This is a genomic window from Dyella sp. NPDC103356, from assembly GCF_055584465.1.
This window is the reverse complement of record NZ_JBVJLZ010000003.1, coordinates 309,332-334,701: the sequence shown is the minus strand read 5'-3', so window position 1 is coordinate 334,701 and position 25,370 is coordinate 309,332. Positions and strand designations below refer to the sequence as shown.

The following is a 25,370-nucleotide window of genomic DNA, read 5'->3' as shown; positions in this document are numbered from 1 at the left end:
CGCCCGCCTAGTTTACCGTTCTTGCGACTCTAGTTCGGGCGCGTTGCGGCCACTATCGCGGCGTTTGCAAGGCAGGCTTGAGGGCGCTTCAAGCCTGCGTGCGATCAGCCGGCCTTGCGCTGGGGTGTGTCGTGGCGACGACGTTCCCGTGCCAGCAAGTCACGCTTGCGCTCCACGCCCCAACGCCAGCCGCCAAGGCTGCCGTCTTCGCGCACGATGCGATGGCAGGGCACGATCAGAGCCAGGCGGTTGTTGCCGCAGGCGTTGCCGATGGCGCGTGCGCCTCCGGGCAGGCCGAGTTCTCGCGCCAGCTGGCCATAGCTTTTCGTGCTGCCTTCGGGGATGCGCGTGAGCGCTTCCCAGACGCGCCACTGAAAAGCGGTAGCAGCAACATCGATGGGTGGGAGCGCAGGCGCCGCCGCGTCACTCCATCCCAGCTCGCTGGCAATGCGGCCGATCACCGCATCGAGCCACTCCTCGCGGCCCGCGTCGACGCGTTCGCGCGTGGCCTGCGGAAACTCGCTGGCGAGGCGCCGCTCCAGTTCGCGGTCGTCGTTACCGAGCGTGACCGAGCAGATGCCGCGCGTGGTGGTGGCAACCAAGAGCTGGCCCAGTGGCGTCCGGGTCGTGGTGTAGCGGATATCCGCACCGGCACCGCCGGCGCGGTAGCTTGCCGGGGTCATGCCGAACAGGCGGTCGCTGTGCTCGTAGACGCGGCTGCCGGAGCCGAAGCCGGCGTCATAGACCGCATCGGTGACCTTGGCGCCGTCACGTAGCGACGCCTTGAGTTGATCGAAGCGGCGGGCGCGGTGGTATTCGGCCGGGCTGACGCCGTAGCGGCGTCGAAAAGCGCGCTGCAAGTAGGTCGGGCTCAGGCTGACCGCCTGGGCCAGCTCGGTCAGGCTGGGCGCTTCATCGGCGCGCTCGACCAGGGCGCGGGCGCGCTCCAGGGCAGCATCGGTTTGGGCGTTGCGAGTGTTCATGGCAGCATCCGTTAGCGAATGCCGTCAGACTAGTGACGGCCGCTTTTGGCCGCTATCCGGATATTGTCTTAGTGCGTAGCGTGGCGGCGTTGCTGCAACACCACGAATTCGCCTTCGATCACGTCGGACGACTGTGCACGCGCGGCGGCCGGGACCGGCTTGTTGCGACGGTTCCACTGGCGCAGGGCCAGCACGACCGCACCGCCGAACAGCAGCACGGACGCAACCACCAGGCCAAACAGCAGCAGCACGCCGACCAGGGCGATACCAACGACCAGCGACAGCGCGCGGGCCAAGGGATTGCGCGAACGGCGGGACGGGTTGAAGACCGAATGCATGTGCTGGGAGAAGGCCGGCATGTTAAAAATCCGTATGGTAAAATCAACGACTTACGTGCGTAACGATGGGGCTTTAGCGCCCGCGAGGCAAGTGCCGATGGAACCAGTGACACCCGGGCAGGCGTTATGCAGGCTCGATGACATCCCCGAAAACGAAGCCATGGCCGTGGATGTCGCGATCGATGACGAGCTCGACAGCGTGATCCTGACCCGTCATGGGCAGGAGGTGCGAGCGTATTTCAACGTCTGCCCGCATGCCGGCCGGCGGCTGGATTGGGCGCCGGGCAAATTCCTGATGAAGGACGGTGTGCTGATCTGCGCGGCGCATGGCGCGAGCTTTCAGGCTAGCGACGGTCTGTGCATCGGCGGGCCTTGCCGTGGCGAGCACCTGCGGGCTTTGCCGGTCGAAGTGGTCGACGGCGACGTGCGGTTGCGCTAGCGAAACATCAGGTTGATCGCGACCAGCGTAATCACCAGCACCACCCCGGTCAGCGGCAAACCTACGCGCAGGAAATCCTTGCCACGATAGCCGCCAGGGCCGGCCACCATCATCAGTGCCGGGTGCCCCGAGGTCAGCAGGAAGGTGTTCGACGAAGATACCGCGACGATCAGGGCGTAGGCAGACGGGTTGCCACCTGTCGCCACCGCGACGCTGATGGCGATCGGCACCATCATGACGGTGGCGCCGACGTTCGACATCACCTGCGAGAACAGCAAGGTCAGCACGGCCAGCGACAGTTGCAGTACCCACCCGGAAGCACTGCCCAGGTGCTGCAGCACTTCCTGTGCGATCCACGAAGCGGTGCCGGTGGCATCCATCGACCAGCCCAGCGGGATCAGGCAGGCAGTGACGAAAATGGTTTTCCAGTTGATCGCCTTATAGGCCTCGTCCATGTTCAACACGCCGGTCAGCAGCATGCCGATCGCGCCGGTCATCATGGCCACGGACAGGTCCAGGTTGGTAAATAGCGCCAGGCACTTGGCCAGCACAAAGAAACCGACCGCCTGCCAGATCTTGCCGGGGCGTTGTTCCTCTTTGGGGATATCGGTGACCACCACCAGATCGCGGTCTTCGGAGGCGAGGGCAAGATCGCGCCAGCTCGAATGCAGCACCAGGCTGTCGCCGGCACGTAGGCTCACGCTGCGCAAGTCGTCGCGAAATACCTGATCGCCGCGATTGACCGCCAGCACCGACACGCCATAGCGCTTGCGCAGGCGCAGGTCGCCGACGGTCTGCTTGATAAAGCGGGAGCTCGGCGGGATTACCGCTTCGGAAATACCTGCCCGGGTCGGATTGAACAGCTCGCCCAATTGGCGCATGCGCGGCGACAGGCGGCAGAGCTGGTTGTTGGCGAACTGGTTGAGCTGCTCGCGCGGCCCCAGTACGCCAAGCACCGAGCCGACCCAGATCACATGATCGGCCGGCGGCGCCATGCGCGCTTCGGTGCCGCTCTTGATCGCCAGGATCAGCGGCGCGCCATACAGCTGTTCGACCTCGCCGATACTCATGCCGACCAGCGGGCTTTCCGCGGTTACCGTCAGTTCGGCCGTTTCGCCGACGATGCCGTAGGTATCGGCGAAGTAGCTTTCAGTGCGCCCTGGCGTGACCTTCAGACGTTCGTCTTCGCGCTCGGGCAGCAGCTTCTTCGTAAAGAAATAGAAATACAGCACGCCGACCAACGCCAGCACCAGGCCGACCGGCGTCACGCTGAACAGGCCGAACTTCGGAATCGTGTGCGCGCCAGCCGGCAGGTTGGCATTGGCGCTGGCGATCAGGTCGTTGAGCACGATCAGCGGCGAATTGGCGATCAGTGTGGTGTTGGTGGCGGTCAGGATGCAGAACGCCATCGGCAGCAGCAGCCGTGAAATCGGCACGCCGGTACGGGCGGCAAGACGGCTGGTCACTGGAATCATCAGCGCCGCCAGCGCCTGGCTGGGGATTACTGCGCTGAACAGGCTGGTGACCAGGTTGATCACCACGCCCAGTCGCGACTCCACACCGCGGGCCATGCGCATGACAAAGTTGGCGGTCAGGGCGAGCACGCCGGCGCGATCGAGCCCCGCACCCATGATCATGATCGCGATGATGGCAATGACCGCGTTGCCGGCGAAGCCGTTGAACACGCGGTCGGAGGGAATCAGGCCGGTGAGGCCGATCACCACCACGACCAGCAAGGCCACCATGTCGGCGCGGATCCACTCCAGCACCAGCATCAGCATGGTGAAGCCCACCAGCCCCAGCACCAGGATCATTTCGGGGGTGAGCGACAGGCCCACTAGCGCATGCCTCTACGCGGCGGCTTACCCAAGATGATGTGGTTGTGCACTGGTGGCCCCACGCTTGATCGCTCTTCCCTGTTTGGCGCGAAGAGTATAAGCGCGCTTGCGTGGCAGCTGGTGAACCTAACCCGACAGGGCAGACTCGGGAAGGATGGCAGCCTGATACTTGCAGGAGCGACTGCAGTCGCGACCCACCACGGTTACGTCACGGCTCCCGCAAAATCAGCAGATGCTCGGCGCGCTTCAACGGCGCCGGTAAAGCAGGTCCCACACGCCATGTCCCAGTTTCAAACCACGTCGCTCGAAATGGGTTTCGATGCGCCAGTCGGGCTTCTCGGCGTATTGGCCCGGCGCCAGGGCATTGCGCCAATCGGGCGCTGCTTCCATCACCTCGAGCATATGCTCGGCATAGGCCTGCCAGTCGGTCGCCAGATGCAGCAGGCCCTCGGCTGCCATGCGCGAGGCGAGCAGGGCGACGAAGTCCGGCTGGATGATGCGGCGCTTGTTGTGGCGCTTCTTGTGCCAGGGATCGGGAAACCAGATGCGTGCTTCGCTCAAGGTGCCCGGCGCGATCTCGTTCTCGAGCACCTCGACCGCGTCGTGCTTGTACAGACGGACATTGGACGCATTGCGCGCCGCCAGCGCATTCATCAGCCGGCCGACACCCGGGCCGTGCACCTCTACGCCGATAAAGTCCCGCGCCTGATCGTGCTCGCTCGCCCAGGCCAGCGCTTCGCCGTTACCGAAACCGATCTCCATCACCAGCGGCGCCTGACGTTCGAAGCGTGCAGCGAAGTCCTGCGGCCGGCCGCTATAGTCGATGCCGTAGCGTGCCCAGTGCGCATCGAACGCCCGCTGCTGCGCCGGCGTCATGCGGCCTTCGCGCAGGACGAAGCTGCGGATGCGGCGCATGTATTCGGGTGGGTTGGATGTGTCGCTCATGAGAATGCGCGGTTTCTTGAGGTGAAGTCACTGGATCCGGCTTGCACCGGAATGACGATATTACGTGGCATTTCAATTGACCGTCGCCCCGGCGAAGGCCGGGGCCCAGCGTCTTTCGCCGTGAAATCAGCCGATCGTCCCGTCGATCGGACTGGATGCCGATGCAAAGCGCTTGCGCGGAATACGGCCCGCCTTGAAGGCGGCGCGACCGGCTTCGATCGCCAGCTTCATCGCATGCGCCATAAGCACAGGGTCTTTCGCGCCTGCAATGGCGGTATTCATCAGCACGCCGTCGCAGCCCAGCTCCATCGCAATGGCGGCATCCGATGCGGTACCCACGCCGGCATCGACGATGATCGGCACCTTGGCGTTCTCGATAATTTCGAGCAGGTTGTAGCGGTTCTGGATGCCAAGCCCCGAGCCGATCGGCGCAGCAAGCGGCATCACGGCGACGCAACCTATCTGTTCCAGGCGCTTGGCCAGGATCGGGTCGTCGCTGGTATAGACCATGACATCGAAGCCGTCGGCGACCAGTTCCTCGGCCGCCTTGAGCGTTTCGACCACGTCAGGGAACAGGGTGCGCTGATCGCCCAGCACTTCGAGCTTCACCAGCTTGTGGCCGTCCAGCAGCTCGCGCGCCAGTTTGCAGGTGCGCACGGCGTCGACGGCGTTATAGCAACCGGCCGTATTGGGTAGCAGGGTGAATTCGCTCGGCGGCAAGGCATCGAGCAGGTTGGGCTGGCTGGCGTCCTGGCCGAGGTTTACACGGCGGATCGCCACGGTGACGATTTCCGCGCCGGCTGCCTGCGAGGCGCGGCGGGTTTCGTCGAAATCCTTGTACTTGCCGGTGCCGGTAAGCAGGCGCGAACCGTAGCTCTTGCCGGCGATGATCAGCGGGTCGGCGACATCGAAAGTCTTGGTGTTCATCGGATTTGGACACGTCCAGGCTGCAGGCGGCCGGGGTTGCCGGTCGCGATGAAAACGGAAGGAATCAGGCTCAGCCGCCGCCGATGGCGTGGACGATCTCGACCTGATCGCCTTCGTCCAGCACGTAGCGAATATGCACACTGCGCGGGACGATTTCGCGATTGACCTCGACCGCGACCCGGCGGTCGCCGTAACCGGCTTCCTGCAGCAACTGGGCGACGGTGATTCCTTGGGTGCAGTCGCGCGGACTGCCATTGAGCACGATTTGCATGCCGACCATTGTAGCCCCTTCGGTTGTGAGGGGCACGGCTTTGGCGATGGTGTATGGAATCGCTCCAAGCCAGCGACTCGTCATTCCGGCGCAGGCCGGAACCCAGTGAGATCAGTTCACGATTTTTGAGAAAGCCCAGAAGCGTGTTGGCGCAACTCCACGAACGCCGCCTTACGCCACTGGGTTCCGGCCTGCGCCGGAATGACGGGGTGGAGGGTGGCGGGCACAAAAAAAGCCGCGCCCCTTTTGGGGGCGCGGCTTTGTGGACTCGCTATGTCAATGATGGTCGTCGTGGTGCTCCGGCGCACTCCGTGGCTCCGGGTGGCCTTGCGGCGCAGCATGCGACTGTTCGCGTTGCGGTTGCTCCGAGCGCTGCTGTTGTTGCATCTGCTGCTGTGGGGCCTGGAAGCCGCGCTGTTGCATTTCGAGGCGCTGCTGCGGTTGCGCAAAGTTACGCTCTTGCTGTTGTTGCGGCTCCTGTCGAGGCTGCGCATCGAAATTCGGCCGCGGGTGATTGTCGTCGCGTTCGAAGCGTTGCTGTTCCTGCGGCGCCGGGCGGTTGAGGCTCTCCGGAGAGGGGCGATTGAATTGCGGCGCGCTGGGCAGGGTGCGCTGTTGGGCGGCCGGATTCTGCGCCGCTGCGCGTGCGCGGTCTTCCTCGGCGTTGGTGATGAAGCTCGCGCCTGGCCGCGGCATGTTGTTGTTCTGCGGTTCGCTGCGCTCGATGCGGTTTTGCCAGGCGGCACGGCCGTTGGCCTGCGCGGCGCCCGGTTCCGGATGGGCGAAGCGGGACGAGGGCAGTTCGCCGTTGCGCATATCCGGGCGTTGTCCGGGCTGTGTGTCGGGCGCGCGTGCCGGCTGGGCAAAGGATTCGCCGCGCGGTGCGGCTTGCGCCGCGACCGGAGCGGGGCGTCCTGCAAGATTGCCCGGCCCGTGTCCGCTGAGCACACGCACATTGTTGAATGCCGGCCGTGTCGCACCGCCGGCAGGGCCCGCCGCGTGCGCTATCGGACCTTGATGCAACATGCTGGCCGATGGCGCCGTGCGCGCGACTACCTGGCGAGAGAACCCACCTGAAGGCAAGGGTCGAGCCTGCGCCGCGCGCGGCTGTGCGAAACTCGCCGCCGTGGGCCGCACCGCCAGGCCACGTGCGAGCACCGGTGCGTTGGCGAACTGGTGTGCGTCACCGGCCAACAGGTTGTGCTGGACGTTGCGCGCACCGACGAAGTTCTGCGCGCTCATCGAGCTGAATGCACGCGGCGCATCGCGATTGACGAAGCGCTGGTTCGGGAACGGCTGGCCGCGGTTGAAGTAGTCGTAGTGATGGTTGATGCGGTCCATGATGGCCGCACGCTCCAGGCCACGTTCGCGGATATTGGTGAAGTTCACCCGGGTGTAATAGCCACGGCTAGCGCGATACCACGGGTTGTAGACCTCGCCCGGACCCAGCGGGAACCAGCCCACCGGCCCACCGATGCCGATCCGACCGCCGCCGACGAAGGCGACCAGGGCAGGCGCGTACACCGGGCGCCGCACCATCGGGCCGGGCAGCCAGCCCCAACGACCGCGCAGGCAGACCCAGCGACCGTAGTGATAAGGCGCAAAGCCCCATGGCAGGTCGTCCACCCAGGTCCAGCCCCAGGGACCGACATAGGCCCAATGTCCGTTGCGATAGGGGGCCCAACCCACATCGACCTGGCTCGGATACCAGACCTCACCGTAATCGGCGTCGCTTTGCCAATCGCCGTACTGGTCGAGATCCTGCGAACCGACGACCTCTTCGGACACGTATTGGCGTGTCGTCGTTGACTGCGCATAGCGCTGGTCGCGCTCGCTCGCCCAGTTGTCGAACTCGTCGCCACCGCCGATCGGGCTGACGGCGACATCGGTAAGGCCCGAATCGTTGAATTCATAACGGCTGCCCGCATCGACGCCGCGTTGCGCACCGTTCTGGCCAAAGACCACGGCACTGCCGTCGAAATCGGTCACGCGCGTGGCCTTGCCGTCGCCGCTGATATCGACGCGGTAGGTGCCTGGTTGGTCGATCACCAGGGCGACGGTGGGCGTATCGATCTCATAGCTTTCGCCCTCGCCGAGCTGACGCACGGCCACGTTGAGCGTGCCCTGGGTCAACTCGACCTGGGTCATCTGGTCGTTGAGCGTGAGGAAACCGAAGTCGGTGTTCTGGGCGATGCGCAGCGCGCCGCCATCGAGCTCCAGTTCGGCGCGCGCGCCCTGGCCGCTGGACAAGCGGTCGCCGGTGGTCAGAGGCCGGTTGACGCTGGCGTCGCTCCAGTCTTTTTCGCCGGCCGGCAGCAGACCCAGGTCGCCGGCTTGATAAGACAGCCGGGCGACACGCGAAGGCGGGTCTCCCCCGGCATCGGCGCCACTGGCATCCACGTCGGCCGGGTCAGGCGGTGGCGCCGACTGCGCATGCGCTGCTGCGCACAAGGAAAAAAGCAGCGTCAGCAGTAGCAACCGCCACCGCTTGGTGTCAGTTCGTTGCGCGTTGGATAGAGCAGGAAACCCAGGCATTGTGTTCTCCGTGCGGTTCGCCCGTAAGAAAACGCTTGGTGGTACCGGGCGATGACGCGACAATTATGGACATGCCACAGGTCGTGCAGCTGCCGTTTGGTATTGGGCGTCGGCATCGGTTCATTCTGGGCCCCCGTTCCCAAGTCCCGCTCGCCCGGTTACCATCGCCGGACCCAAGCGGGTGTAGCTCAATGGTAGAGCTGTAGCTTCCCAAGCTACTGACGAGGGTTCGATTCCCTTCACCCGCTCCATACCTACGCTCAACAACCTTTCCCCGAACCTGCACCGATGACACCGGACGTAATCACACTCGGCTGGCGGGAGCGGCTTGCGTTGCCGGAGCTCGGCATCGCCTCCCTCAAAGTCAAACTCGATACCGGCGCGCGCAGCAGCTCGCTGCATGTCGACGCGCTGGAAAGTTTCGAGCGCGACGGCGAGACCTGGCTGCGCTTTGTCGTGAGCACGGGACCACGCCAGCGCATTGCCGTGCCCTGCGAGGCGCGGGCGCACGACCGTCGTCGTGTCAAAGACACCGGGGGCAGGCATACGGAGCGTTGGTTTATCCGCAGCGAGGTCATGCTGGCGGGTCAGCGTTTCAGCGTCGACATCAATCTGACCGATCGACGCCATATGCTTTTCCCCATGTTGCTTGGACGTACCGCCCTGCTGGGTCGCTTCGCTGTCGATCCGGCGCTTTCCTATACCCAACCGCGGCCGGTGCCGGCGGTGGTGGAGGCTTCATGAAAATTGCCATCCTCTCCCGCAATGCGCGGCTTTATTCGACCCAGCGACTGGTCGAGGTGGCGCGCGAGCGAGGCCATGTCGTGCGGGTGCTCGACCCGCTGCGTTGCTACGTGCGCATCGCGCCGGGCGATGTGGCGATTCGTTACAAGGGCAAGGCATTACGCGATATCGATGCGGTGATTCCGCGCATCGGCACGTCCAGCACGTTCTACGGCACTGCCGTGCTGCGCCAGTTGGAAATGATGGGCGTCTACACGCCCAACCCGTCCGACGCGGTACTGCGTGCGCGCGACAAGCTGCGCTGCCTGCAGATTCTGTCCGCACAAGGTCTGGACATGCCGGTCACTGTATTCGGCGACAACCCCGACGACACCGCCGACGTGCTGGCCATGCTGGGCGAGCCGCCGCATGTGATCAAGCTCAATGAAGGCAGCCAGGGCACCGGCGTGGTGCTGGCCGAAAAGCGTAGCGCGTCACAAAGCGTGATCGAGGCCTTCCGTGGTCTGTACGCCAACTTCCTGGTGCAGGAATTCATCGGCGAAGCCAAGGGTTGCGATCTGCGTTGTTTCGTCGTCGGTCGCAAGGTGGTCGCCGCCATGCAGCGCGTCGCCAGCCCAGGCGAATTCCGCGCCAACCTGCATCGTGGCGGCACGGCCGTTGCTGCGGTGCTGACGGCCGAGGAGAAGCGCATCGCGGTGAAGGCCGCCGCGGCGCTGGGGCTGGAAATCGCCGGCGTCGACCTGCTGCGTTCGAACCGTGGCGCGCTGATCCTTGAGGTGAATGCCTCGCCGGGTCTGGAGGGCATCGAGGCGGCTACCGGCGTGAACGTCTCGCAGCACATCATTCAGCTTCTGGAACAGCATGCCCAGGCCAAGCGCCCGGTAGCCAAGGCGGTTAACGGCCCGGTTAGTGCCAATTAACCGCCTTGTAACCAACCGGGGCCTATAAAGAACCCACTGTTTATTTGCTCGTGCTCGGCACTTCCTATCGTGTTGGTCCGGCGACAGCAGATGACGGTATCGGGGCAGTAGCTTGGGCCCAGGTGAGTCGGCTCTCATGTCGACGCATCTGGGCCTTTTCTTTGGGTGGCGCGGGGCTGTATGAACGTCGTAGCGCCACGTATGCCCCATTCCCCGTTCCCCGTTCCCCGATTTGTTAAGCTTGCTGCCATCGGCCGGGACTTGCCCGGCTGCGTAGCGGAGTGACGCATGCGCGTACTGATCATCGAAGACAATAGCGATATCGCGACCAATATCGGGGACTACCTCGAAGATCGCGGCCATACGGTGGATTTCGCCGGTGATGGCGTCACCGGGCTGCATCTGGCCGTGGTGCACGATTTTGACGTGATTGTGCTCGACCTGACCCTGCCGGGCATGGACGGCCTGGACGTGGCCCGCAAACTGCGCCACGAAGCGCACAAGCAGACCCCGGTGCTGATGCTTACCGCGCGCGATGCGCTGGAGCAGAAGCTGACCGGTTTCGAATCCGGTGCCGACGACTACATGACCAAGCCGTTCGCACTGCAGGAGTTGTCCGCGCGCCTGGAAGTACTGGCGCGTCGCGGCAAGGGGCCGCAAAGTCGCGTGCTCAAGGTCGGCGACCTGACCTACAACCTCGACACCCTCACCGTCACGCGTGAAGGCAAGTCGATCCAGCTCAACCCGATCGGCCTGAAACTGCTGCAGGCGTTGATGGAAGCCAGCCCCTCGGTGGTTACTCGCCAGGATCTGGAACAGCGCGTCTGGGGCGAAGAGCTTCCCGACAGCGATTCGTTGCGCGTGCATATCCATGGATTGCGCGCTGCGATCGACAAGCCGTTCGACAAGCCGCTGATCCACACGCGGCACGGCATCGGGTATCGGATGGTCGAGCCGGATGCAGTCCAGGCGTAAGCTTCGTTTTCGACTCATATTGAGCTTCGCGCTGTTTGGCTTCGGCCTCAGCGCGTTGTTTGCTTTGGCGTCTCTGGACATCCGTACGCGGGTGGAAGATCAGCTGATCACCACAAGCCTGCAAGAGGAAGTCGATCACCTTAATCAGCAGGTCGTCGATCATCCGGATCGTGCGCCTTCCTTCAACATAGTGAAGGCGTATTCGTGGAGCGATCGCACGATCTACAAGGCACCATTGTCCTGGCAAACCCTCGATACGGGCGTGCACGACATCTATGAGCCGGGCCCTGACGGTCGCCTGCACCATTACAAGCTGGCGGTGCGGCGCAAGGACGGCGTCATCAACTTCATTCAGTACGACGTTTCTCGAGATGAGCTGGGCAAGCAGCAGCTGATCATCAGTGTGGTCGGTGCGGTCTTTTTGTTTGGCTTGCTCTCGCTTGCGCTGGGCTTATGGCTTTCACGCAAAGTGCTCAAGCCGGTTACCGAGCTTGCACGCCGTCTGCGCGACTTTCGCAAGAACGGCAAGGCCGAGCCGCTGGCGCCGCATTTTGCCGACGACGAAGTGGGTGAGCTAGCGCTGGCGCTGGATGAATACGCTAATCGACTTACTGCGATGGTCGAGCGCGATCGCGAGTTCAATTCCGACGTCAGCCATGAATTGCGTACACCGTTGGCCGTTATCGCCAGCACCACCGAGCTGCTGCAAGGTTCGCCCGATCTCACCGACAAGTTGCGCGAGCGCCTGAAGCGCATCGAGCGCGCGTCGCGTCAGGCGACCGAGCTGATCGAAGCCCTGTTGCTGCTTTCGCGAGCCGAGCGTCGCGGACCGACGCGTGGTGAGACCACCGAAGTGGCCAAGGTCGCTTCGGACGTGATCGAAAGCCAGCGACCGCAGATGCGCGACAAGCCGCTGACCATCGACCTGATCGAGCGCGGTGCGGTCAGTGTGAATGCACCGGCATCCGTGCTTTCGGTTGCGTTGACCAACCTGATCGGCAATGCGATCAAGTACACGTTGGAAGGTTCAGTGCGTGTGGAAGTGGGCGACAACAAGATCGAAGTGATCGATACCGGTCCTGGCATCAAGCCCGAAGACGCGGAACGTCTATTCCAGCGCGGCGTGCGTGGCGAAGGGGCTGGCGGCAGCGGCGCGGGTCTTGGCCTGGCCATCGTGCGTCGTTTGTGCGAACTCTATGGCTGGGATGTCTCGATGCGTCCGCGTAGCGATGCGAATGGCGCGATCGCGAGCATCGTGTTTCGCTAGAAGCGCGTATTGCGAAGGAAGGGGGCCAAAATACCTCGGTTTCCATCGTCATCCCGGCGAAGGCCGGGATCCACTCCTCAGTTCTCGCTCGTCAGGCAGCATGTGGCAAGCCTCTGCACTGAGGAGTAGATCCCGGCCTTCGCCGGGATGACGAGTCGGGGGAGGGTTATCGCGAACCCGCCCATCCTTCACCTTAAAGCGGCTCCAGCCAACCCCACTGGTCGCTGGTCTTGCCGCTGAACAAACCAAAGAACAGCTCCTGCAAACGGCGCGTCACGCGGCCGGCCTTGCCGCTGCCGATCTGCTTGCCATCGACCGAGCGGATCGGGGTGATTTCAGCCGCCGTGCCGCACATCAGCAATTCATCGCACAAGTACAGGTATTCGCGCGGGATATCGCGCTCGACGACTTCAATGCCATCTTCGCGGGCGAGCGTCTTCAAGGTGTCTCGCGTAATGCCAGCGAGAATCGAGGCGCTGGCCGGCGTGGTGTGAAGCACGCCATCGAATACCAGAAACAGGTTCTCGCCCGCGCCTTCGCTCAACAGGCCGCTCGAGGCCAGGGCGATGCCCTCACCAAAGCCGAGGCGACGTGCTTCGCGGGCGATGAGCTGCCCGGAAAGGTAATTGCCGCCGGCCTTGGCGCCGGCCGGAATGGTGTTGGGCGCAAAGCGCTGCCAGCTGGACACGCAGGCGTCGATACCCGATTCCAAGGCCTCCGGCCCGAGATAGGGGCCCATCGGCCACGCCGCTACGGCGACGTCGATCGGGGTTTCTGCCGAAAGACCGAAGCCACCCAGGCCGCGGTAGGCCACCGGCCGCAGGTAAGCGGCGTTCAGGCTGTTCTTGCGGACCACTTCGCGACAGGCGGCGGCCAGTTCGTCCTGGGTGTACGGCAGCGCCATGTCGTAGATCTTGGCCGACTGGTACAGGCGCTTGAGATGGTCGGTCAGGCGGAAGATCGCCGCGCCATCGGGCGTCGCATAGCTGCGGATGCCTTCAAATACCGAGGAGCCGTAATGCAGCGCGTGCGCCATTACGTGGGTAGTGGCTTCCTGCCACGGCTTGATCGAGCCGTTCTGCCAGATCCATTCCGGGTACTGCTGCGCCATGAGGGATTCTCCAAAAAAACCGCGACATGATAACCGGTGCAGGAGCGGCAAATGTTCAGGAGGCGGTTAGAGCGTGAGGTAGAGCCGGTAGTTCGGGGCGTGGGGCAGGCCTCGGCTGCGACCTACCCCTGGCAAGCAAGCGCTCCTGCATATTCCTCACCCAGAAAAGTCGAAGCTCCTTCTCGCGTCCATGGAAGGGCGTCGCCGCTCGGATGCGGCGCAATTTTGAAGGAGAACATCTCATGAATCGACTCATCCTGCCGTGTGTGCTCTCGGTGCTCCTGGGGGCGCCATGCCTTGCGGTGGCGGCGACGCCATCGCTGCTGTCCCCGCAGCCGGCCATGATGCTCGCGACATCCGCGGATATCAGCTTTGCCGGGATAAGCCAGAACCCCGCCAATACGGTCCTGAACCAGGTCAATGCCAATACGGCGGCGCTCGGTGCCCAGACTCAGGCGATTTCGTTGTCGCTGGAACCGGGCATGGTACTTACTTTCGAACTGGCCAAGGCGCAGAGTTTCGCTGATGGTTCGCTCGTCTGGCAGGGGCGATTGGATGCGGCCGCCTCCTGGTCCGGCGCGCCTGCCAGTACCGACGACTACGCCCTGCTGGTGCGCAACGGCGACATGCTGACCGGCGATATCCGGCACGGTGGCAAGGTATACGAAATCCGTCCGCTGCATTCGGGTGGGCATGTGCTCTATACGCAGGATCTGTCGATGCTGCCCATGCATGACGAAGACGATCTGCGCCTTATGGAAAGTGCACCATCCAACGATTACGGCGCAGAGGTGCCGCAGGTAGCCGACGGGGCCACTGCGGATGTCCTGGTACTGTTTGCCCAGCGCGCCGCGGCCCAATATCGGGACCCATTGGGTCTTGCTCGTTTGCTGATCGCGCAGATGAACATGGGTTTCACCAACAGTGACATCGATGGCGGCGTTCGGCTGGCAAATGACAAGCCGTTTACCATTTCCTATACGGAGTCGGGCAACCAGGGTACCGATCTAGATCGCCTGACCAATCCGCGAGATGGCTCGATCGATTTCGTGCATCAGATGCGTGACAACTACAAAGCCGACCTGGTCACACTGTTGATTCACGATCCGGTGGGAGCAAGCCGGAGCTGCGGCGTTGCGTGGATCAATGCGCGCGAGCACGAGGCGTTCTCGGTTACCCAGGCCTCATGCACGGGCAATTACACCTTCACCCACGAGATTGGCCACAACTATGGGGCGGCCCACGAGCGCGCTCAGGGTCAAGGCCCATATACCTACGGGCACGGCTATCGTCATCCTTTGGGTTCGTGGGGCACGGTAATGGCCTATCCCTGCAATTTCGGGCGCCGCTGTCCGCCACTGTTGCGCTGGTCCAGTCCGTTGTTGACCTATGAGGGTGCCGTGACCGGCACCGCTCGCACCGAGGACAATCGCCGCGTAGTCAATCAACGCAAGGAAGTCATGGCCGGCTATCGCTAAGTACGGCGAAACAGGCTGACAAAAGGGGCGTGCCGGATACGCCCCTTCTTGTTATTTTCTACAGCCCACGAAATGGCAATAGCGTTGATACAGCATGTCGCTGCAAGGGCTCACGGCTTCAGCCACAGACAGCCGGATCGGCGTGTTATCGCGAAATGGGTTTCGTGCGCGGCACCGCTCCCGTCGTTCGAAGCCGTTCGCACGACCAGGTCATCGTCGTCACGAGGGGAGGGGCTGGCAGTGCTGTCCGTGCTGGCTGGCGCATCCTCGTCGATGTTGTCGATGCCAATAAGAGGACGTTTCATCAACTGGCCAAGGTCCTGGATCTGCGTGACGACAGACTGCTTGCCGTAACCGTTCCAAAGCATAAGCGCAGCCAGGCGGTTCGGGTCCCGAGTGGCGAAGGCGTCGGTCACGCTCTGGCGCAACGCTTCCCGGGTGGCTGCGCATAGCACGGGTGGAGGGTTGTGCAGGCTACCGGCGTTGCTGCTGGCTGCCGCTGGCGTCGGCGCGCTGACGCTTGGCATGGCATTCAAGGCGCCACACGGCTGATCGGTAAAGACGGGGTGGCCGTCACTACCGATGCAATGATGGATGACGTCCTGCGCATGCAACGGGACGCTGATGATCAGCAGCAACAGAAGAAGGTAGAGCGACTTGGGCATTCGAGCAGGATAGTCGCTCACCGCGTATCACACCGTGACGAAAGCCCCGGCCGTCGCTACAGGCTCAGGCGGTCCAATACCGATTGCGTGGCCTTGGCCCGGTTGAGCGTATAGAAATGCAGGCCAGGCACGCCGCCGTCGATCAATCGTTGGCATAGCTGTGCGACGACATCGGCGCCTAGTTCGCGTACGGATTCCGCGTCATCGCCGTGTGCTTGCATGCGCTTGACGATCCAGCGCGGAATTTCCGCGCCGCAAGCTTCTGAAAAGCGCCGTAGCTGGGTGAAATTGGAGATCGGCATGATGCCCGGCACGATGGGCACGTCAACGCCCAGCCGCTGTACGTCATCGACAAAACGGAAATAGGCGTCTACGTTGAAAAAGTACTGCGTGATGGCGCCATTGGCACCGGCATCCACCTTGGCCTTGAAGTTGCGTAGATCGGCCAGGGCGTCGTCAGCCTGGGGATGGGTTTCAGGATAGGCCGCCACCTCGATATGAAAGTGGTCGCCGCTGTGCTGGCGAATAAAGCGTACGAGCTCGGCGGCATAACGAAAATCACCCGGCGTGGCCATGCCCGAGGGAAGGTCGCCGCGTAACGCCACAATACGGCAGCAGCCTTGCTGGCGATAGACGTCGAGCAGTTCGGCGATTTCGGCTTTCGATCCACCCATGCAGCTCAGATGAGGCGCCACAGTCAGGCTGTGCCGTTCACGCAGCTGGCGTACTGTCTCGCCGGTGTAGCTCAACGTGGAGCCGCCCGCGCCGAAAGTCACGGAAACATATTCCGGAGTTCGGCTCTTGAGCTTTTGCGCCGCGGTGTGCAGTTGATCGCGCTGTTCGTCGGTTTTGGGCGGGAAGAATTCGAAGCTGATCGCCGTCATGAGCGAGGTCCTGGAGGCCGATGACCTAGGGTACATATCTTTTCATTGAGATGAAAGGATGTCTTGCCCGGGCCCGGGATGGGGGCTCACGGGGGTCTTCGGTGCCCACCGGCCCCTTGAGCTATAACCCCTTGTAGGAGCGACTTGGTCGCGACATGCGCGCCCGTCGGTTGCGACCTAGGCCGCTCCTCAAAAGCTCGACAGGTTTGGAGGGCGTTATCGGAAACCGGCGACCGTCGCCGCGCGTTGATTCAACACCCGGGTGTTGTCGCTTTCATGAGCATTGCCCATGACATTGCCGTTCCAGCGGTTGTTGGGGCCGGACCACATGTTTACTCGTTTGCAGCCGCCGTTGCAGTCGTAGGCCATGACGGTGCGCAAGCGTGCCGGAAGATGTTGAAAGCCGTGCCCGTGCGGATAGTCGCCATTCCGCCCGGCGGCAGGATTGTGGGTGGCGCCATAGTTGTGGCCCAGTTCGTGGCCATAGCTGTAGTAGCCGGTGGCGCAATCCTTGGTGACGACAGTGAATGCACTGCCTGGGTCGGAGTTGAGGAAGCCCACACCGCAAGCATCGCCTCCGGCCGTGATCAACGTGACCAGATCGGCGCGTTGTTCGTTCCGACGAGAGTGAATCCAGTCGATACTGCCGTCTCTGCCGTTGCGCAGGCGGTCCAGGTCAGTGCCCAGCTTGCCTGAATCGCGGTACTCAGAAGCATAGACGTAGTCGACCATTTGCAGGCGGTGCGCGATCCCGCTGCGCGCATAGCCGTCGTTGGTTTCGGCGACGGCCAGATGCGCCAAACCGACGGGGTCGGCTAGGGCCTTGTCGGCGTTGTCGCTGAACACGATCATGACCCGAGCATTGATATCGGCAGCGGCGTTGGGCTGGACGGCCTGGCCGGACAGCGGCAAGGCGTTGCGATCGATCTCCATGGGCGGCAGTTCGGCCGGCATATCGCCTTCCGAGACTGCGATGACGGCGTGGCCACCGGAAGCCAGAGGCCTCACGGCATAAAGTTGTCCGTTTGCACGGATGGAGCCGGTAATGCGCCCCCGTCGATTGACCAGAGTGACGTCATTGGCCGCATCGTTCCATTGCTGCGAAACGTCCAAAGCCAAGGTATGGAACGCGGTGTCGTTCCATCGACCACGCCACACGATGCTACCGTCCATCAGTGTTTCCGCGTGCGTTTTCTCGACCGCGCTTCGGACTCCATGCGCCAGCGACAAGATGATTTCGCCCGTGCTTTCCTGCAGCGCGCCGGCATCGGCCGTGACCCGGTTGACCATCTGGAAGGCAGGAATCTCGTGGATCGCAAGCAATGTCTGGTCCTTGGCGGAGGCAAAGGTCGCCAATGGCATCGGCTTGAATAGTTCCGGAGCCTCGGTGCTCATGGCCTGGCAAAGTGGGCTTAGCGCGAGTGCCAATATCGCGGTGGCGATGCGTGGATGTGGCTGCATGGTGTTCCTCCTTGGAATGGACGCGGTGTGACCGCAGCGCCATGGTGCATTCGGCTCATGTGAGCCGGCGAAGGAGTTTGTAGAGCTTTAAGGTGCGCATCGGTCCTGCATCGACGCCATGGAACGCTCTCGCTTCGTCAGCGGGAAATGACAGCATTCAACACAAAAAAAGCGGCCCGAAGGCCGCTTTTTTTTGTTACCTGTTCGCAATCAATAGCGATAGTGATCCGGCTTGTACGGGCCTTCCACCGGCACGCCGATGTATGCGGCTTGCTCCGGTGTGAGCTTGGTCAGCTTCACGCCGATCTGTTCCAGATGCAGGCGAGCGACTTCTTCGTCCAGCTTCTTGGGCAGACGATAGACAGTCTTCTCGTAGACGTCCTTGTTCTTCCACAGGTCGATCTGTGCCAGCGTCTGGTTGGAGAAGCTGTTGGACATCACGAAGCTCGGATGACCGTGCGCGCAGCCGAGGTTCACCAGGCGGCCTTCGGCCAGCATGTAGATGCTGTTGCCCGTCTTGGTGAAGGTGTAACGGTCGACCTGCGGCTTGATCGTTTCGCGGCTGACATCCTTGGCGCCATTCAGGCGGTCCATCTGGATCTCGTTGTCGAAGTGGCCGATGTTGCACACCAGGGCGTTGTTCTTCATCGCCGCCATGTGCTCGAGCGTGATGATGTCTTTGTTGCCGGTGGTGGTGACGTAGATGTCGCCGGTGCCGAGGGTCTCTTCGATCGTGGTGACCTGGAAACCTTCCATCGCCGCCTGCAGGGCATTGATCGGGTCGATCTCGGTGACGATCACGCGTGCGCCAAAGCCCTTCAGCGAATGCGCGCAACCCTTGCCCACATCGCCGTAACCACACACGACGGCAACCTTGCCTGCGACCATCAGGTCGGTGGCGCGCTTGATGCCGTCGGCCAGCGATTCGCGGCAGCCGTACAGGTTGTCGAACTTGCTCTTGGTGACCGAGTCGTTGACGTTGATCGCCGGCACCAGCAGCTTGCCCGCTTCCATCATCTGGTAGAGACGATGCACGCCGGTGGTGGTTTCCTCCGACACGCCGCGCCATTCGGCGGCGATCTTCTTGAACCAGCCCGGACGCTCGGCGTGCACGCGCTTGAGCAGGTCCTTGATCACCTGTTCCTCATGGTTGCCGCTGGGCGTATTGACCCAGTTGTCGCCGTCTTCGAGCTCGACACCCTTGTGGATCAGCAAGGTGGCATCGCCACCGTCGTCCACGATCAGCTGCGGACCAAGCTGGCCGGGATGGGTCAGCATGTCCAGGGTGCAATCCCAATACTCTTCCAGCGACTCGCCCTTCCAGGCGAACACCGGCAGGTCGCCGGCTGCCAGCGCGGCAGCGACGTCGTCCTGGGTCGAGAAGATGTTGCACGACGCCCAGCGCACCGAGGCGCCCAGCGCGCGCAGGGTTTCGGCCAGCACGGCCGTTTCCTTGGTGACGTGCAGCGAGCCGGACAGGCGCACGCCCTTGAGCGGCTGCTCCTTGGCGTAGCGGGCACGGATCTGCATCAGGCCGGGCATTTCCTCTTCGGCCATGCGGATGCGGCGGCGGCCGAGGTCGGCAAGAGAGATATCGCGGACTTTGAAGTCCTGGGTGTTGCTGTCTTTGGTAACGGCGTTCATCGATGGCTCCGATGTTGGGCCGGGCGCCGTTGTGGAACATGCCGCGTCGAGCCTGGCCGTAGGAATACGGTCGCAGCGCCCCTCGACGGGCTTACGGAAGCATCGATTATAACCTGCCGCTGACATGGATTGGCGTAAAAAATTTGTGCCATGCAGCACGCGATGCGCTAGGCTCAACCGTTCCAGTCAGGAGGATTCGATGCAAGAGCGCGAGCACGATTTCCTGCCCCACGACGGCCCGTTGCGTGAAGACGTAAGCCGGCTGGGGGCAATGGTCGGCAGGATGCTGGCCGAGCAGAAGGGCGAGGACTTCTACCGCCGGGTGGAATCGGTGCGTACGGCCGCCATCCGACGCCGCCGCGAGGGCCGCAGCGTCGATGCGCTGGCCGATTCGCTGGCCGGGCTGGATGCTCCCGACGCCGAGGCACTCGCTCGTGCCTTCGCCAGCTATTTCCAGGCGGTCAATATCGCTGAGCGGGTCCACCGGATTCGGCGTCGCCGCGACTACCAGCGCGAGGGCGACAAACCCCAGCCGGAGTCCCTGCTCGACGCGCTGACCCGCCTCAAGGAACAGGGCGTTGCCGCGGATGAACTGCTCGACTGGCTGCAGCGACTGCAGGTCGAGCCGGTATTTACCGCGCATCCCACCGAGGCGGTACGCCGGTCCTTGCTGGAGAAAGAGCAGTCGATCGTGCGGGCGCTGGTGGACAATTTCGACCCGACGCGTACTCCCCAGGAACGTAAGGAAGACGACGACCGCATTTTCATGGCGTTGAATTCCGGCTGGCAGACCGCCGAAGCGTCGCCACTGCGTCCCACCGTGCAGGACGAACATCACCACGTCGGCTTTTACCTTGCCAATCCGATCTACCGCATCGTGCCGGCGCTGTATGAGTCCATGGCTGAGGCGATGCAGACGGTCTACGACATCGCCGTGCCGTTGCCGCGGTTCCTGAGTTTCGCCACCTGGGTCGGTGGCGATATGGACGGCAATCCGAATGTGGGTGCCGATACCATTGCCGCCAGCCTGTCGACGCAGCGCGCGCATGTGCTCGAGCACTACATCGCCGATATCGCCGGCCTGGCGCGTCTGCTCAGCCAGACCGAGGGCAGGGTGGGTGTCGACGACGGGCTGGAGCAGAAGCTGCTGGACTATCGGCAACGTTTTCCCGACGCGGCCGCCAAGGTGCGCCCACGTCATGCGGATATGCCTTATCGGACCCTGCTGACCATCATCGAAGCGCGCCTGCAGGCGACGCATGACGATCAACACAAGGAAGGCTATGCGAATGCCAGGGAGTTGCTCGACGACCTGCATCTGATCCGCACGAGTCTGATCGATCATCATGGCCTCTATGCCGGCGCCTATGCGGTGCAACGTCTGATCTGGCGCGTGCGCAGCTTCGGTTTTCATCTGGCACGGCTGGATGTGCGGCAGGATTCGCAAGTGCACGACGAGGCCTTGTCCGCCTTGCTGGGCGACAAGGGTTGGCTGGAGCGCGATGTGCCCGCGCGCGTGGAGGCGCTGCGTGCTTATGCCAGTGGCGAGCGTAGCTTCGAAGGCAGCGACGACGAGCAGGCCAAGTCGCTGCAAGCCGTGTTCAAGACCATGCATGACGCGCGCAAGCGTTACGGCGTCGATGCCGTCGGTCTGTACATCATCAGCATGGCGCGTTCGGCGGCCGACGTGCTCGCCGTATTGGCGCTGGCACGTTACGGTGGCCTGGCGGTGGACGCAGGCGTGCCGCTGGATATCGCGCCGTTATTCGAAACGGTCGACGATCTGAAAAATGCGCCGGCGACCTTGCAGGCGTTGATGGACGATCCGCTCTATCGCAAGCATCTGAAGGAGCGTGGCAATCGCCAGTGGGTGATGCTGGGCTATTCCGACAGCGGCAAGGACGGCGGCACGCTGGCTTCGCGCTGGGGTTTGCAGCGTGCACAGGTCGAGTTGCTCGAGGTGGCCGGGAAGGCGCAGGTGCAATTGTCGTTTTTTCATGGACGGGGTGGTTCGGCCAGCCGCGGTGGTTCGCGCATCGCGCCAGCGCTGATGTCCTCGCCGCGCGGCTCGGTGGCCGGTGTGCTGCGTGTGACCGAGCAGGGCGAAGTGATCCATCGCAAATATGGCATCCGGGCCTTGGCGTTACGCAATCTCGAACAGACCGTGGGCGCGGTGTTGCGTGCCAGTCTGCGTCCGCGCGAAACCGAGGCGCGCGAAGACATCTGGCGCGAACGCATGAATCGGCTGGCGGCGGCCAGCCGCAAGACGTATCGCGAGCTGGTGGATCGGAAAGACTTTATCGATTACTTCCGCGCGGCCACGCCGATCGACGTGATCGAACGCATGACCCTGGGTTCGCGTCCATCACGCCGACGCGAGATGCGCGGTGTGCAGGATCTGCGGGCGATTCCCTGGGTGTTTGCGTGGACGCAATGCCGCTCGATCATCACTGGCTGGTACGGCTTGGGCTCGGCGCTGGAAGCGATCGCCGAAGCCGATGGCGAAGACGCATTGGTCGAGATGGCGCGCGAATGGCCGTTCTTCGCCAATATGCTCGACGACGTCGAAATGGTCCTGGCCAAATGCGACCTGCCGATCGCCGAGGCGTTCTCGCGTCTTTCGGGTCCCTTGCATGAAGCGTATTTCGCTTCGATCCAGGGTGAATTCGAACGCACCGAACGCTGGTTGCTCAAGCTCAAGGGCGCACAGGAATTGTTGGGCGGCGAGTCACGCCTGGCGGTGTCGATACGCCTGCGCAATCCCTATGTCGATCCGATGAGTTTGCTGCAAGTGGATCTGTTGCGCCGCTGGCGCGAGGGTGGCGAAACCGATGACGGTTTGCTCAAGGCGCTGGTGGCTTGCGTGAATGGGGTGTCGCAGGGGTTGCAGAATACGGGTTGAAGGTCAAAGAGCATCCCCTCACCCGCCCCTCTCCCTGGCTCTGTCGAGGGAGAGGGGCGGGTGAGGGGCGCTCTTAAGCACTCAGCCATCCAACTCCGACCACCGCGCATAAGCCGCATCCAACTCGGCCTGCACCGCAGCCAAGGCATCGTTCGCCCGCAAGATCGCCGCATTGTCCTGCTGATAAAAACCCGGGTCGTTCATCACCGCGGTCTTGGCGGCGATATCGGCTTCAAGCTGCTCGATACGCACGGGCAGTTGTTCCAGCTCACGTGCATCCTTATAGCTGAGCTTGCGCTTGGCCTTGGCTGGCTCGGCAGCCGCAACAGGTGCGGCTGCAGCAGCCTTCTCGGCCTGCAAGCGACGCGCCTCCGGCCGCTGGCGCAACCAATCGGTATAACCGCCGATGTACTCGCCCACCTGGCCTTCGCCTTCGAGCACCAGGGTGCTGGAGACGACGTTGTCCAGGAACGCGCGATCGTGCGAAACCAGCAGCAAGGTGCCCTGATATTCGGTCAGCAGTTCTTCTAGCAGTTCCAGCGTTTCGACGTCCAGATCGTTGGTCGGTTCGTCCATGACCAGCAGGTTGGACGGCTGCGCGAAGAGCTTGGCCAGCAGGAGACGATTGCGTTCGCCACCAGATAACCGCGTGATCGGCGCGCGTGCACGCTCGGGCGAGAACAGGAAATCCTGCAGATAGCCGATGATGTGTTTGCGTTGGCCGTTGAGCTCGATGTACTCGCGACCTTCAGCGACGTTATCCAGCGCGTTCAGGCTGTCATTGAGCTGGGAGCGATGCTGATCGAAATACGCGATCTGCAGGCCGGTGCCGAGCGACACCTCGCCGCGCTCCGGCTTGAGTTCGCCAAGCAGAATCTTCAGCAGCGTACTCTTGCCGGCACCGTTCGGACCGACGATGCCGACGCGGTCGCCACGCATGATGGTGGTGCTCAGGTCATCGATCAGCACGCGGCCGCCATACGACTGATGCACGTGCTCCAGTTCGATGACCTTCTTGCCCGACGCCTGCGCGTTGGCCAGCGTGATCTTTGCGTTGCCGCTGAGCTCGCGTCGCTGACTACGTTCGTTACGCAGCGCCTTGAGCGCGCGTACGCGGCCTTCGTTACGGGTGCGGCGCGCCTTGATGCCCTGGCGGATCCACACTTCTTCCTGTGCCAGTTTCTTGTCGAACAGCGCATTGGCCTGCGATTCGGCATGCAGGCGTTCTTCGCGGCGGCGCAGGTACTTCTCATAGTCGCCGGGCCAACTGGTCAGCTGGCCGCGGTCGATCTCGATGATGCGAGTGGCCAGAGCGCGCAGAAAGCTGCGGTCATGGGTGACGAAGATGATGCTGCCGTCGAACTGCTTGAGGAAGGTTTCCAGCCAGCCGATGGCCTCGATGTCGAGGTGGTTGGTCGGCTCGTCCAGCAGCAGTACGTCCGGTTTGCGCACCAGCGCCTGCGCGAGCAGCACGCGGCGTTTCATACCGCCGGAAAGGGCGGCGAAGTCGGTGTCGGCCGGCAGCTCCAGCCGGGTCAGTACGTCGGTGACGCGGCGGTCCAGGTCCCAGCCGTGGCGGGCCTCGATCTCGGTCTGCACATCGCCGAGCGCGTCCATGTCGCCTTCGTGCAGCAGATGATGATAGCGGGCGAGCAGATGGCCCAGGTCGCCCAGGCCTTCGGCGACCACGTCGAACACACTGCCGGACGTGCCCTGGGGCACCTCCTGCGCCATGCGCGCGACGACGATGCCGTTCTGCACGCGCACTTCGCCATCGTCGGCGCGCAATTCGCCGGCGATCAGCTTCATCAAGGTGGATTTGCCTTCGCCGTTGCGACCGACGATGCACACGCGCTCGTTGGCCTCGATCGACAGATCGACATGCTCGAGCAGGAGGGGGCCGCCGATACTGAAGTCGACGCGCTGAAGTTGGATTAGGGACATCCGCCTATTGTACCTGCAGCCGGAGCCAAGCCCGGCAAAGTTCACACGGTGTCGATGCCGTACCGCGTGTGCTGCCGCCACACCATGCCGGGGCGCAGGATGACCGCTTCGGCGTCCGGGCCATTGACCTGATCCGGAAATGCCTGCGCCTCCAGCGCGAAACCGGCAAAGGGCGCGTAGTGGTTGCCATGCCTGCCAGGCTGGCCGGCCAGCTTCTGGCCGCTGTAGAACTGCATGCCGGGGCGGTCGGTTTCCACGACGAGGCGGCGGCCGCTCAAGGGTTCGATCACCTCGGCAATCGCGCGCGGCGTGGCGCCCGACGGGCCGTTCGGCACGTAACAGTGGTCGAAGCCCTCGACGAGACGGAGTTGCGGATCGGGCCAGAGCAGGCGCGATCCGATCGGTGCGGCTTCGTTGAAGTCGAAAGCGGTACCGGCCACCGCCTGGCGACCGATGGGTATCGCCTGCGCGTCGACGGCGAGAAATTCCGCGGCATCGATTCGGATCAAGTGGTCGCGGATGTCGGGACGGCGGTCGTTGAGATTGAAATAAGGGTGGGCGGTAAGGCTGAGCGGCGTGGCCGCATCGCTCGTAGCTTCGTAACGCAGGTCGAGGTAGCCGCTGTCATGGAGACATACGCGTAGCTGCACGCGCACCTCGGCGGGAAAGCCGCCGTCGCCCTCCGGCGAGAGCAGCCGCAGCACCAGGGCATCGCCCTCCGGCTCCACGTCCCAGCGTTGCAGGTGAAAGCCGTCGCTGCCGCCGTGCAGGTGATTGCCGCGATCGTTGCGATCCACCTTGTAGTCGATGCCATCGAGCTGGAAGCGGCCGCCGCGGATCCGGTTGGCCCAGCGGCCGATGATCGATCCCATGTAGGCATCGGATGCAAGGTATTGCGCGGCGTTGGCGTGGCCCAGCAACACTTCGCCCAGGCGGCCTTGCCGATCCGGCGTCTGCCAGGAGAGCAGGGTGCCGCCAAGGTCGGCGATATCCAGTTGCGAGCCGGCGGCGTTGCGCAGGGACCAGCGGTGCAGGGGGCGGCCGTCGGGCAGGTGACCCCAGGCAATGGCTGCGGAAACGGGCATGGGCGATGCGGTCC

General features: G+C 63.3%; 21 protein-coding genes, 1 tRNA gene and 1 riboswitch. Of the genes, 8 read left to right on the top strand and 14 right to left on the bottom strand.

Annotated features, from left to right (window positions below):
* Window positions 1–104: 104 nt before the first annotated feature.
* Both ACZ6WW_RS08340 and ACZ6WW_RS08335 read right to left on the bottom strand, forming a co-directional pair.
* Window positions 105–983: a methylated-DNA--[protein]-cysteine S-methyltransferase gene (locus ACZ6WW_RS08340; protein WP_465273790.1), complete on the bottom strand. Its 879-nt coding sequence runs from the start codon at window positions 981–983 to the stop codon at window positions 105–107.
* A 68-nt stretch (window positions 984–1,051) separates the two neighbouring features.
* Window positions 1,052–1,342: a hypothetical protein gene (locus ACZ6WW_RS08335; RefSeq protein ID WP_465273789.1), complete on the bottom strand. Its 291-nt coding sequence runs from the start codon at window positions 1,340–1,342 to the stop codon at window positions 1,052–1,054.
* 76 nt (window positions 1,343–1,418) lie between these two features.
* Here ACZ6WW_RS08335 and ACZ6WW_RS08330 point away from each other — a divergent pair, with 76 nt between their 5' ends.
* Window positions 1,419–1,760: a Rieske (2Fe-2S) protein gene (locus ACZ6WW_RS08330; protein ID WP_465273788.1), complete on the top strand. Its 342-nt coding sequence runs from the start codon at window positions 1,419–1,421 to the stop codon at window positions 1,758–1,760.
* Here ACZ6WW_RS08330 and ACZ6WW_RS08325 read toward each other — a convergent pair.
* The 5 genes from ACZ6WW_RS08325 to ACZ6WW_RS08305 all read right to left on the bottom strand — a co-directional run bounded on the left by ACZ6WW_RS08325 (window position 1,757) and on the right by ACZ6WW_RS08305 (window position 8,276).
* The gene (locus tag ACZ6WW_RS08325) at window positions 1,757–3,574 is read right to left on the bottom strand and encodes an SLC13 family permease (protein ID WP_465274048.1); all 1,818 of its coding nucleotides are present in this window, start codon (window positions 3,572–3,574) and stop codon (window positions 1,757–1,759) included. The genes ACZ6WW_RS08330 and ACZ6WW_RS08325 overlap by 4 nt on opposite strands.
* A gap of 270 nt (window positions 3,575–3,844) precedes the next feature.
* Window positions 3,845–4,543: a tRNA (guanosine(46)-N7)-methyltransferase TrmB gene (trmB, locus tag ACZ6WW_RS08320; RefSeq protein WP_465273787.1), complete on the bottom strand. Its 699-nt coding sequence runs from the start codon at window positions 4,541–4,543 to the stop codon at window positions 3,845–3,847.
* 126 nt (window positions 4,544–4,669) lie between these two features.
* Window positions 4,670–5,470, bottom strand: a complete 801-nt coding sequence (locus tag ACZ6WW_RS08315) for a thiazole synthase (RefSeq protein WP_281850443.1) — start codon at window positions 5,468–5,470, stop codon at window positions 4,670–4,672.
* Window positions 5,471–5,540: 70 nt separating this feature from the next.
* Complete coding sequence (gene thiS / locus ACZ6WW_RS08310) at window positions 5,541–5,741, bottom strand: sulfur carrier protein ThiS (protein ID WP_281852968.1); 201 nt, start codon at window positions 5,739–5,741, stop codon at window positions 5,541–5,543.
* A gap of 276 nt (window positions 5,742–6,017) precedes the next feature.
* The gene (locus ACZ6WW_RS08305; RefSeq protein ID WP_465273786.1) at window positions 6,018–8,276 is read right to left on the bottom strand and encodes a DUF6600 domain-containing protein; all 2,259 of its coding nucleotides are present in this window, start codon (window positions 8,274–8,276) and stop codon (window positions 6,018–6,020) included.
* Between the two features lie 177 nt (window positions 8,277–8,453).
* Here ACZ6WW_RS08305 and ACZ6WW_RS08300 point away from each other — a divergent pair.
* The 5 genes from ACZ6WW_RS08300 (at window position 8,454) to ACZ6WW_RS08280 (ending at window position 12,182) form a co-directional block, all read left to right on the top strand.
* Window positions 8,454–8,527, top strand: a tRNA-Gly gene (locus tag ACZ6WW_RS08300).
* A gap of 37 nt (window positions 8,528–8,564) precedes the next feature.
* Window positions 8,565–9,020 carry an ATP-dependent zinc protease family protein gene (locus tag ACZ6WW_RS08295; RefSeq protein WP_465273785.1) on the top strand — a complete coding sequence of 152 codons (456 nt, stop codon included), beginning with the start codon at window positions 8,565–8,567 and terminating at the stop codon, window positions 9,018–9,020.
* Window positions 9,017–9,940 (top strand): 30S ribosomal protein S6--L-glutamate ligase, encoded by a 924-nt coding sequence (rimK, locus tag ACZ6WW_RS08290; protein WP_281850409.1) that lies wholly within the window; start codon window positions 9,017–9,019, stop codon window positions 9,938–9,940. The genes ACZ6WW_RS08295 and rimK overlap by 4 nt, the downstream gene beginning before the upstream one ends.
* A 288-nt stretch (window positions 9,941–10,228) precedes the next feature.
* Window positions 10,229–10,915, top strand: coding sequence for a response regulator transcription factor (locus tag ACZ6WW_RS08285; protein WP_281850407.1), 687 nt, complete (start codon window positions 10,229–10,231; stop codon window positions 10,913–10,915).
* Window positions 10,899–12,182 carry a sensor histidine kinase gene (locus ACZ6WW_RS08280; RefSeq protein ID WP_465273784.1) on the top strand — a complete coding sequence of 428 codons (1,284 nt, stop codon included), beginning with the start codon at window positions 10,899–10,901 and terminating at the stop codon, window positions 12,180–12,182. Before ACZ6WW_RS08285 ends, ACZ6WW_RS08280 begins: the two co-directional genes overlap by 17 nt.
* 193 nt (window positions 12,183–12,375) lie before the next feature.
* Here ACZ6WW_RS08280 and ACZ6WW_RS08275 read toward each other — a convergent pair whose 3' ends face one another.
* A complete protein-coding gene (locus tag ACZ6WW_RS08275) occupies window positions 12,376–13,293 on the bottom strand; it encodes a branched-chain amino acid transaminase (protein ID WP_465273783.1) in 918 nt (305 codons plus the stop codon).
* Between the two features lie 242 nt (window positions 13,294–13,535).
* On the opposite strand from ACZ6WW_RS08275, the gene ACZ6WW_RS08270 reads away from it, so the two are divergent.
* Window positions 13,536–14,771: a reprolysin-like metallopeptidase gene (locus ACZ6WW_RS08270; protein WP_465273782.1), complete on the top strand. Its 1,236-nt coding sequence runs from the start codon at window positions 13,536–13,538 to the stop codon at window positions 14,769–14,771.
* Between the two features lie 110 nt (window positions 14,772–14,881).
* On the opposite strand, the gene ACZ6WW_RS08265 is transcribed toward ACZ6WW_RS08270, so the two are convergent.
* The 4 genes from ACZ6WW_RS08265 to ahcY all read right to left on the bottom strand — a co-directional run bounded on the left by ACZ6WW_RS08265 (window position 14,882) and on the right by ahcY (window position 19,425).
* On the bottom strand, window positions 14,882–15,457 hold the full coding sequence (locus ACZ6WW_RS08265) for a DUF4124 domain-containing protein (protein ID WP_465273781.1): 576 nt from the start codon (window positions 15,455–15,457) through the stop codon (window positions 14,882–14,884).
* Window positions 15,458–15,492: 35 nt separating this feature from the next.
* A complete protein-coding gene (gene metF / locus ACZ6WW_RS08260) occupies window positions 15,493–16,320 on the bottom strand; it encodes a methylenetetrahydrofolate reductase [NAD(P)H] (protein WP_465273780.1) in 828 nt (275 codons plus the stop codon).
* Between the two features lie 216 nt (window positions 16,321–16,536).
* Window positions 16,537–17,781, bottom strand: a complete 1,245-nt coding sequence (locus ACZ6WW_RS08255; RefSeq protein ID WP_465273779.1) for a M12 family metallo-peptidase — start codon at window positions 17,779–17,781, stop codon at window positions 16,537–16,539.
* A 210-nt stretch (window positions 17,782–17,991) separates the two neighbouring features.
* A complete protein-coding gene (gene ahcY, locus ACZ6WW_RS08250; RefSeq protein WP_465273778.1) occupies window positions 17,992–19,425 on the bottom strand; it encodes an adenosylhomocysteinase in 1,434 nt (477 codons plus the stop codon).
* 14 nt (window positions 19,426–19,439) lie between these two features.
* Window positions 19,440–19,515: riboswitch (S-adenosyl-L-homocysteine riboswitch) on the bottom strand.
* 109 nt (window positions 19,516–19,624) lie between these two features.
* Here ahcY and ppc point away from each other — a divergent pair.
* Window positions 19,625–22,327, top strand: coding sequence for a phosphoenolpyruvate carboxylase (gene ppc / locus ACZ6WW_RS08245; protein WP_465273777.1), 2,703 nt, complete (start codon window positions 19,625–19,627; stop codon window positions 22,325–22,327).
* Between the two features lie 81 nt (window positions 22,328–22,408).
* Here ppc and ACZ6WW_RS08240 read toward each other — a convergent pair whose 3' ends face one another.
* Together ACZ6WW_RS08240 and ACZ6WW_RS08235 are read right to left on the bottom strand one after the other, a co-directional pair.
* Window positions 22,409–24,271, bottom strand: coding sequence for an ATP-binding cassette domain-containing protein (locus ACZ6WW_RS08240; protein ID WP_465273776.1), 1,863 nt, complete (start codon window positions 24,269–24,271; stop codon window positions 22,409–22,411).
* A gap of 41 nt (window positions 24,272–24,312) precedes the next feature.
* A complete protein-coding gene (locus tag ACZ6WW_RS08235; RefSeq protein WP_465273775.1) occupies window positions 24,313–25,356 on the bottom strand; it encodes an aldose epimerase family protein in 1,044 nt (347 codons plus the stop codon).
* Window positions 25,357–25,370: the final 14 nt, after the last annotated feature.

Excerpts from the sequence above, each read along its gene's own strand:
- ACZ6WW_RS08340 (WP_465273790.1), bottom strand. The coding sequence starts at position 983 with ATGAACACTCGCAACGCCCAAACCGATGCTGCCCTGGAGCGCGCCCGC.
- ACZ6WW_RS08335 (WP_465273789.1), bottom strand. The coding sequence starts at position 1,342 with ATGCCGGCCTTCTCCCAGCACATGCATTCGGTCTTCAACCCGTCCCGC.
- ACZ6WW_RS08330 (WP_465273788.1), top strand. The coding sequence starts at position 1,419 with ATGGAACCAGTGACACCCGGGCAGGCGTTATGCAGGCTCGATGACATC.
- ACZ6WW_RS08325 (WP_465274048.1), bottom strand. The coding sequence starts at position 3,574 with ATGATCCTGGTGCTGGGGCTGGTGGGCTTCACCATGCTGATGCTGGTG.
- trmB (WP_465273787.1), bottom strand. The coding sequence starts at position 4,543 with ATGAGCGACACATCCAACCCACCCGAATACATGCGCCGCATCCGCAGC.
- ACZ6WW_RS08315 (WP_281850443.1), bottom strand. The coding sequence starts at position 5,470 with ATGAACACCAAGACTTTCGATGTCGCCGACCCGCTGATCATCGCCGGC.
- thiS (WP_281852968.1), bottom strand. The coding sequence starts at position 5,741 with ATGCAAATCGTGCTCAATGGCAGTCCGCGCGACTGCACCCAAGGAATC.
- ACZ6WW_RS08305 (WP_465273786.1), bottom strand. The coding sequence starts at position 8,276 with ATGCCTGGGTTTCCTGCTCTATCCAACGCGCAACGAACTGACACCAAG.
- ACZ6WW_RS08295 (WP_465273785.1), top strand. The coding sequence starts at position 8,565 with ATGACACCGGACGTAATCACACTCGGCTGGCGGGAGCGGCTTGCGTTG.
- rimK (WP_281850409.1), top strand. The coding sequence starts at position 9,017 with ATGAAAATTGCCATCCTCTCCCGCAATGCGCGGCTTTATTCGACCCAG.
- ACZ6WW_RS08285 (WP_281850407.1), top strand. The coding sequence starts at position 10,229 with ATGCGCGTACTGATCATCGAAGACAATAGCGATATCGCGACCAATATC.
- ACZ6WW_RS08280 (WP_465273784.1), top strand. The coding sequence starts at position 10,899 with ATGCAGTCCAGGCGTAAGCTTCGTTTTCGACTCATATTGAGCTTCGCG.
- ACZ6WW_RS08275 (WP_465273783.1), bottom strand. The coding sequence starts at position 13,293 with ATGGCGCAGCAGTACCCGGAATGGATCTGGCAGAACGGCTCGATCAAG.
- ACZ6WW_RS08270 (WP_465273782.1), top strand. The coding sequence starts at position 13,536 with ATGAATCGACTCATCCTGCCGTGTGTGCTCTCGGTGCTCCTGGGGGCG.
- metF (WP_465273780.1), bottom strand. The coding sequence starts at position 16,320 with ATGACGGCGATCAGCTTCGAATTCTTCCCGCCCAAAACCGACGAACAG.
- ACZ6WW_RS08255 (WP_465273779.1), bottom strand. The coding sequence starts at position 17,781 with ATGCAGCCACATCCACGCATCGCCACCGCGATATTGGCACTCGCGCTA.
- ahcY (WP_465273778.1), bottom strand. The coding sequence starts at position 19,425 with ATGAACGCCGTTACCAAAGACAGCAACACCCAGGACTTCAAAGTCCGC.
- ppc (WP_465273777.1), top strand. The coding sequence starts at position 19,625 with ATGCAAGAGCGCGAGCACGATTTCCTGCCCCACGACGGCCCGTTGCGT.
- ACZ6WW_RS08240 (WP_465273776.1), bottom strand. The coding sequence starts at position 24,271 with ATGTCCCTAATCCAACTTCAGCGCGTCGACTTCAGTATCGGCGGCCCC.
- ACZ6WW_RS08235 (WP_465273775.1), bottom strand. The coding sequence starts at position 25,356 with ATGCCCGTTTCCGCAGCCATTGCCTGGGGTCACCTGCCCGACGGCCGC.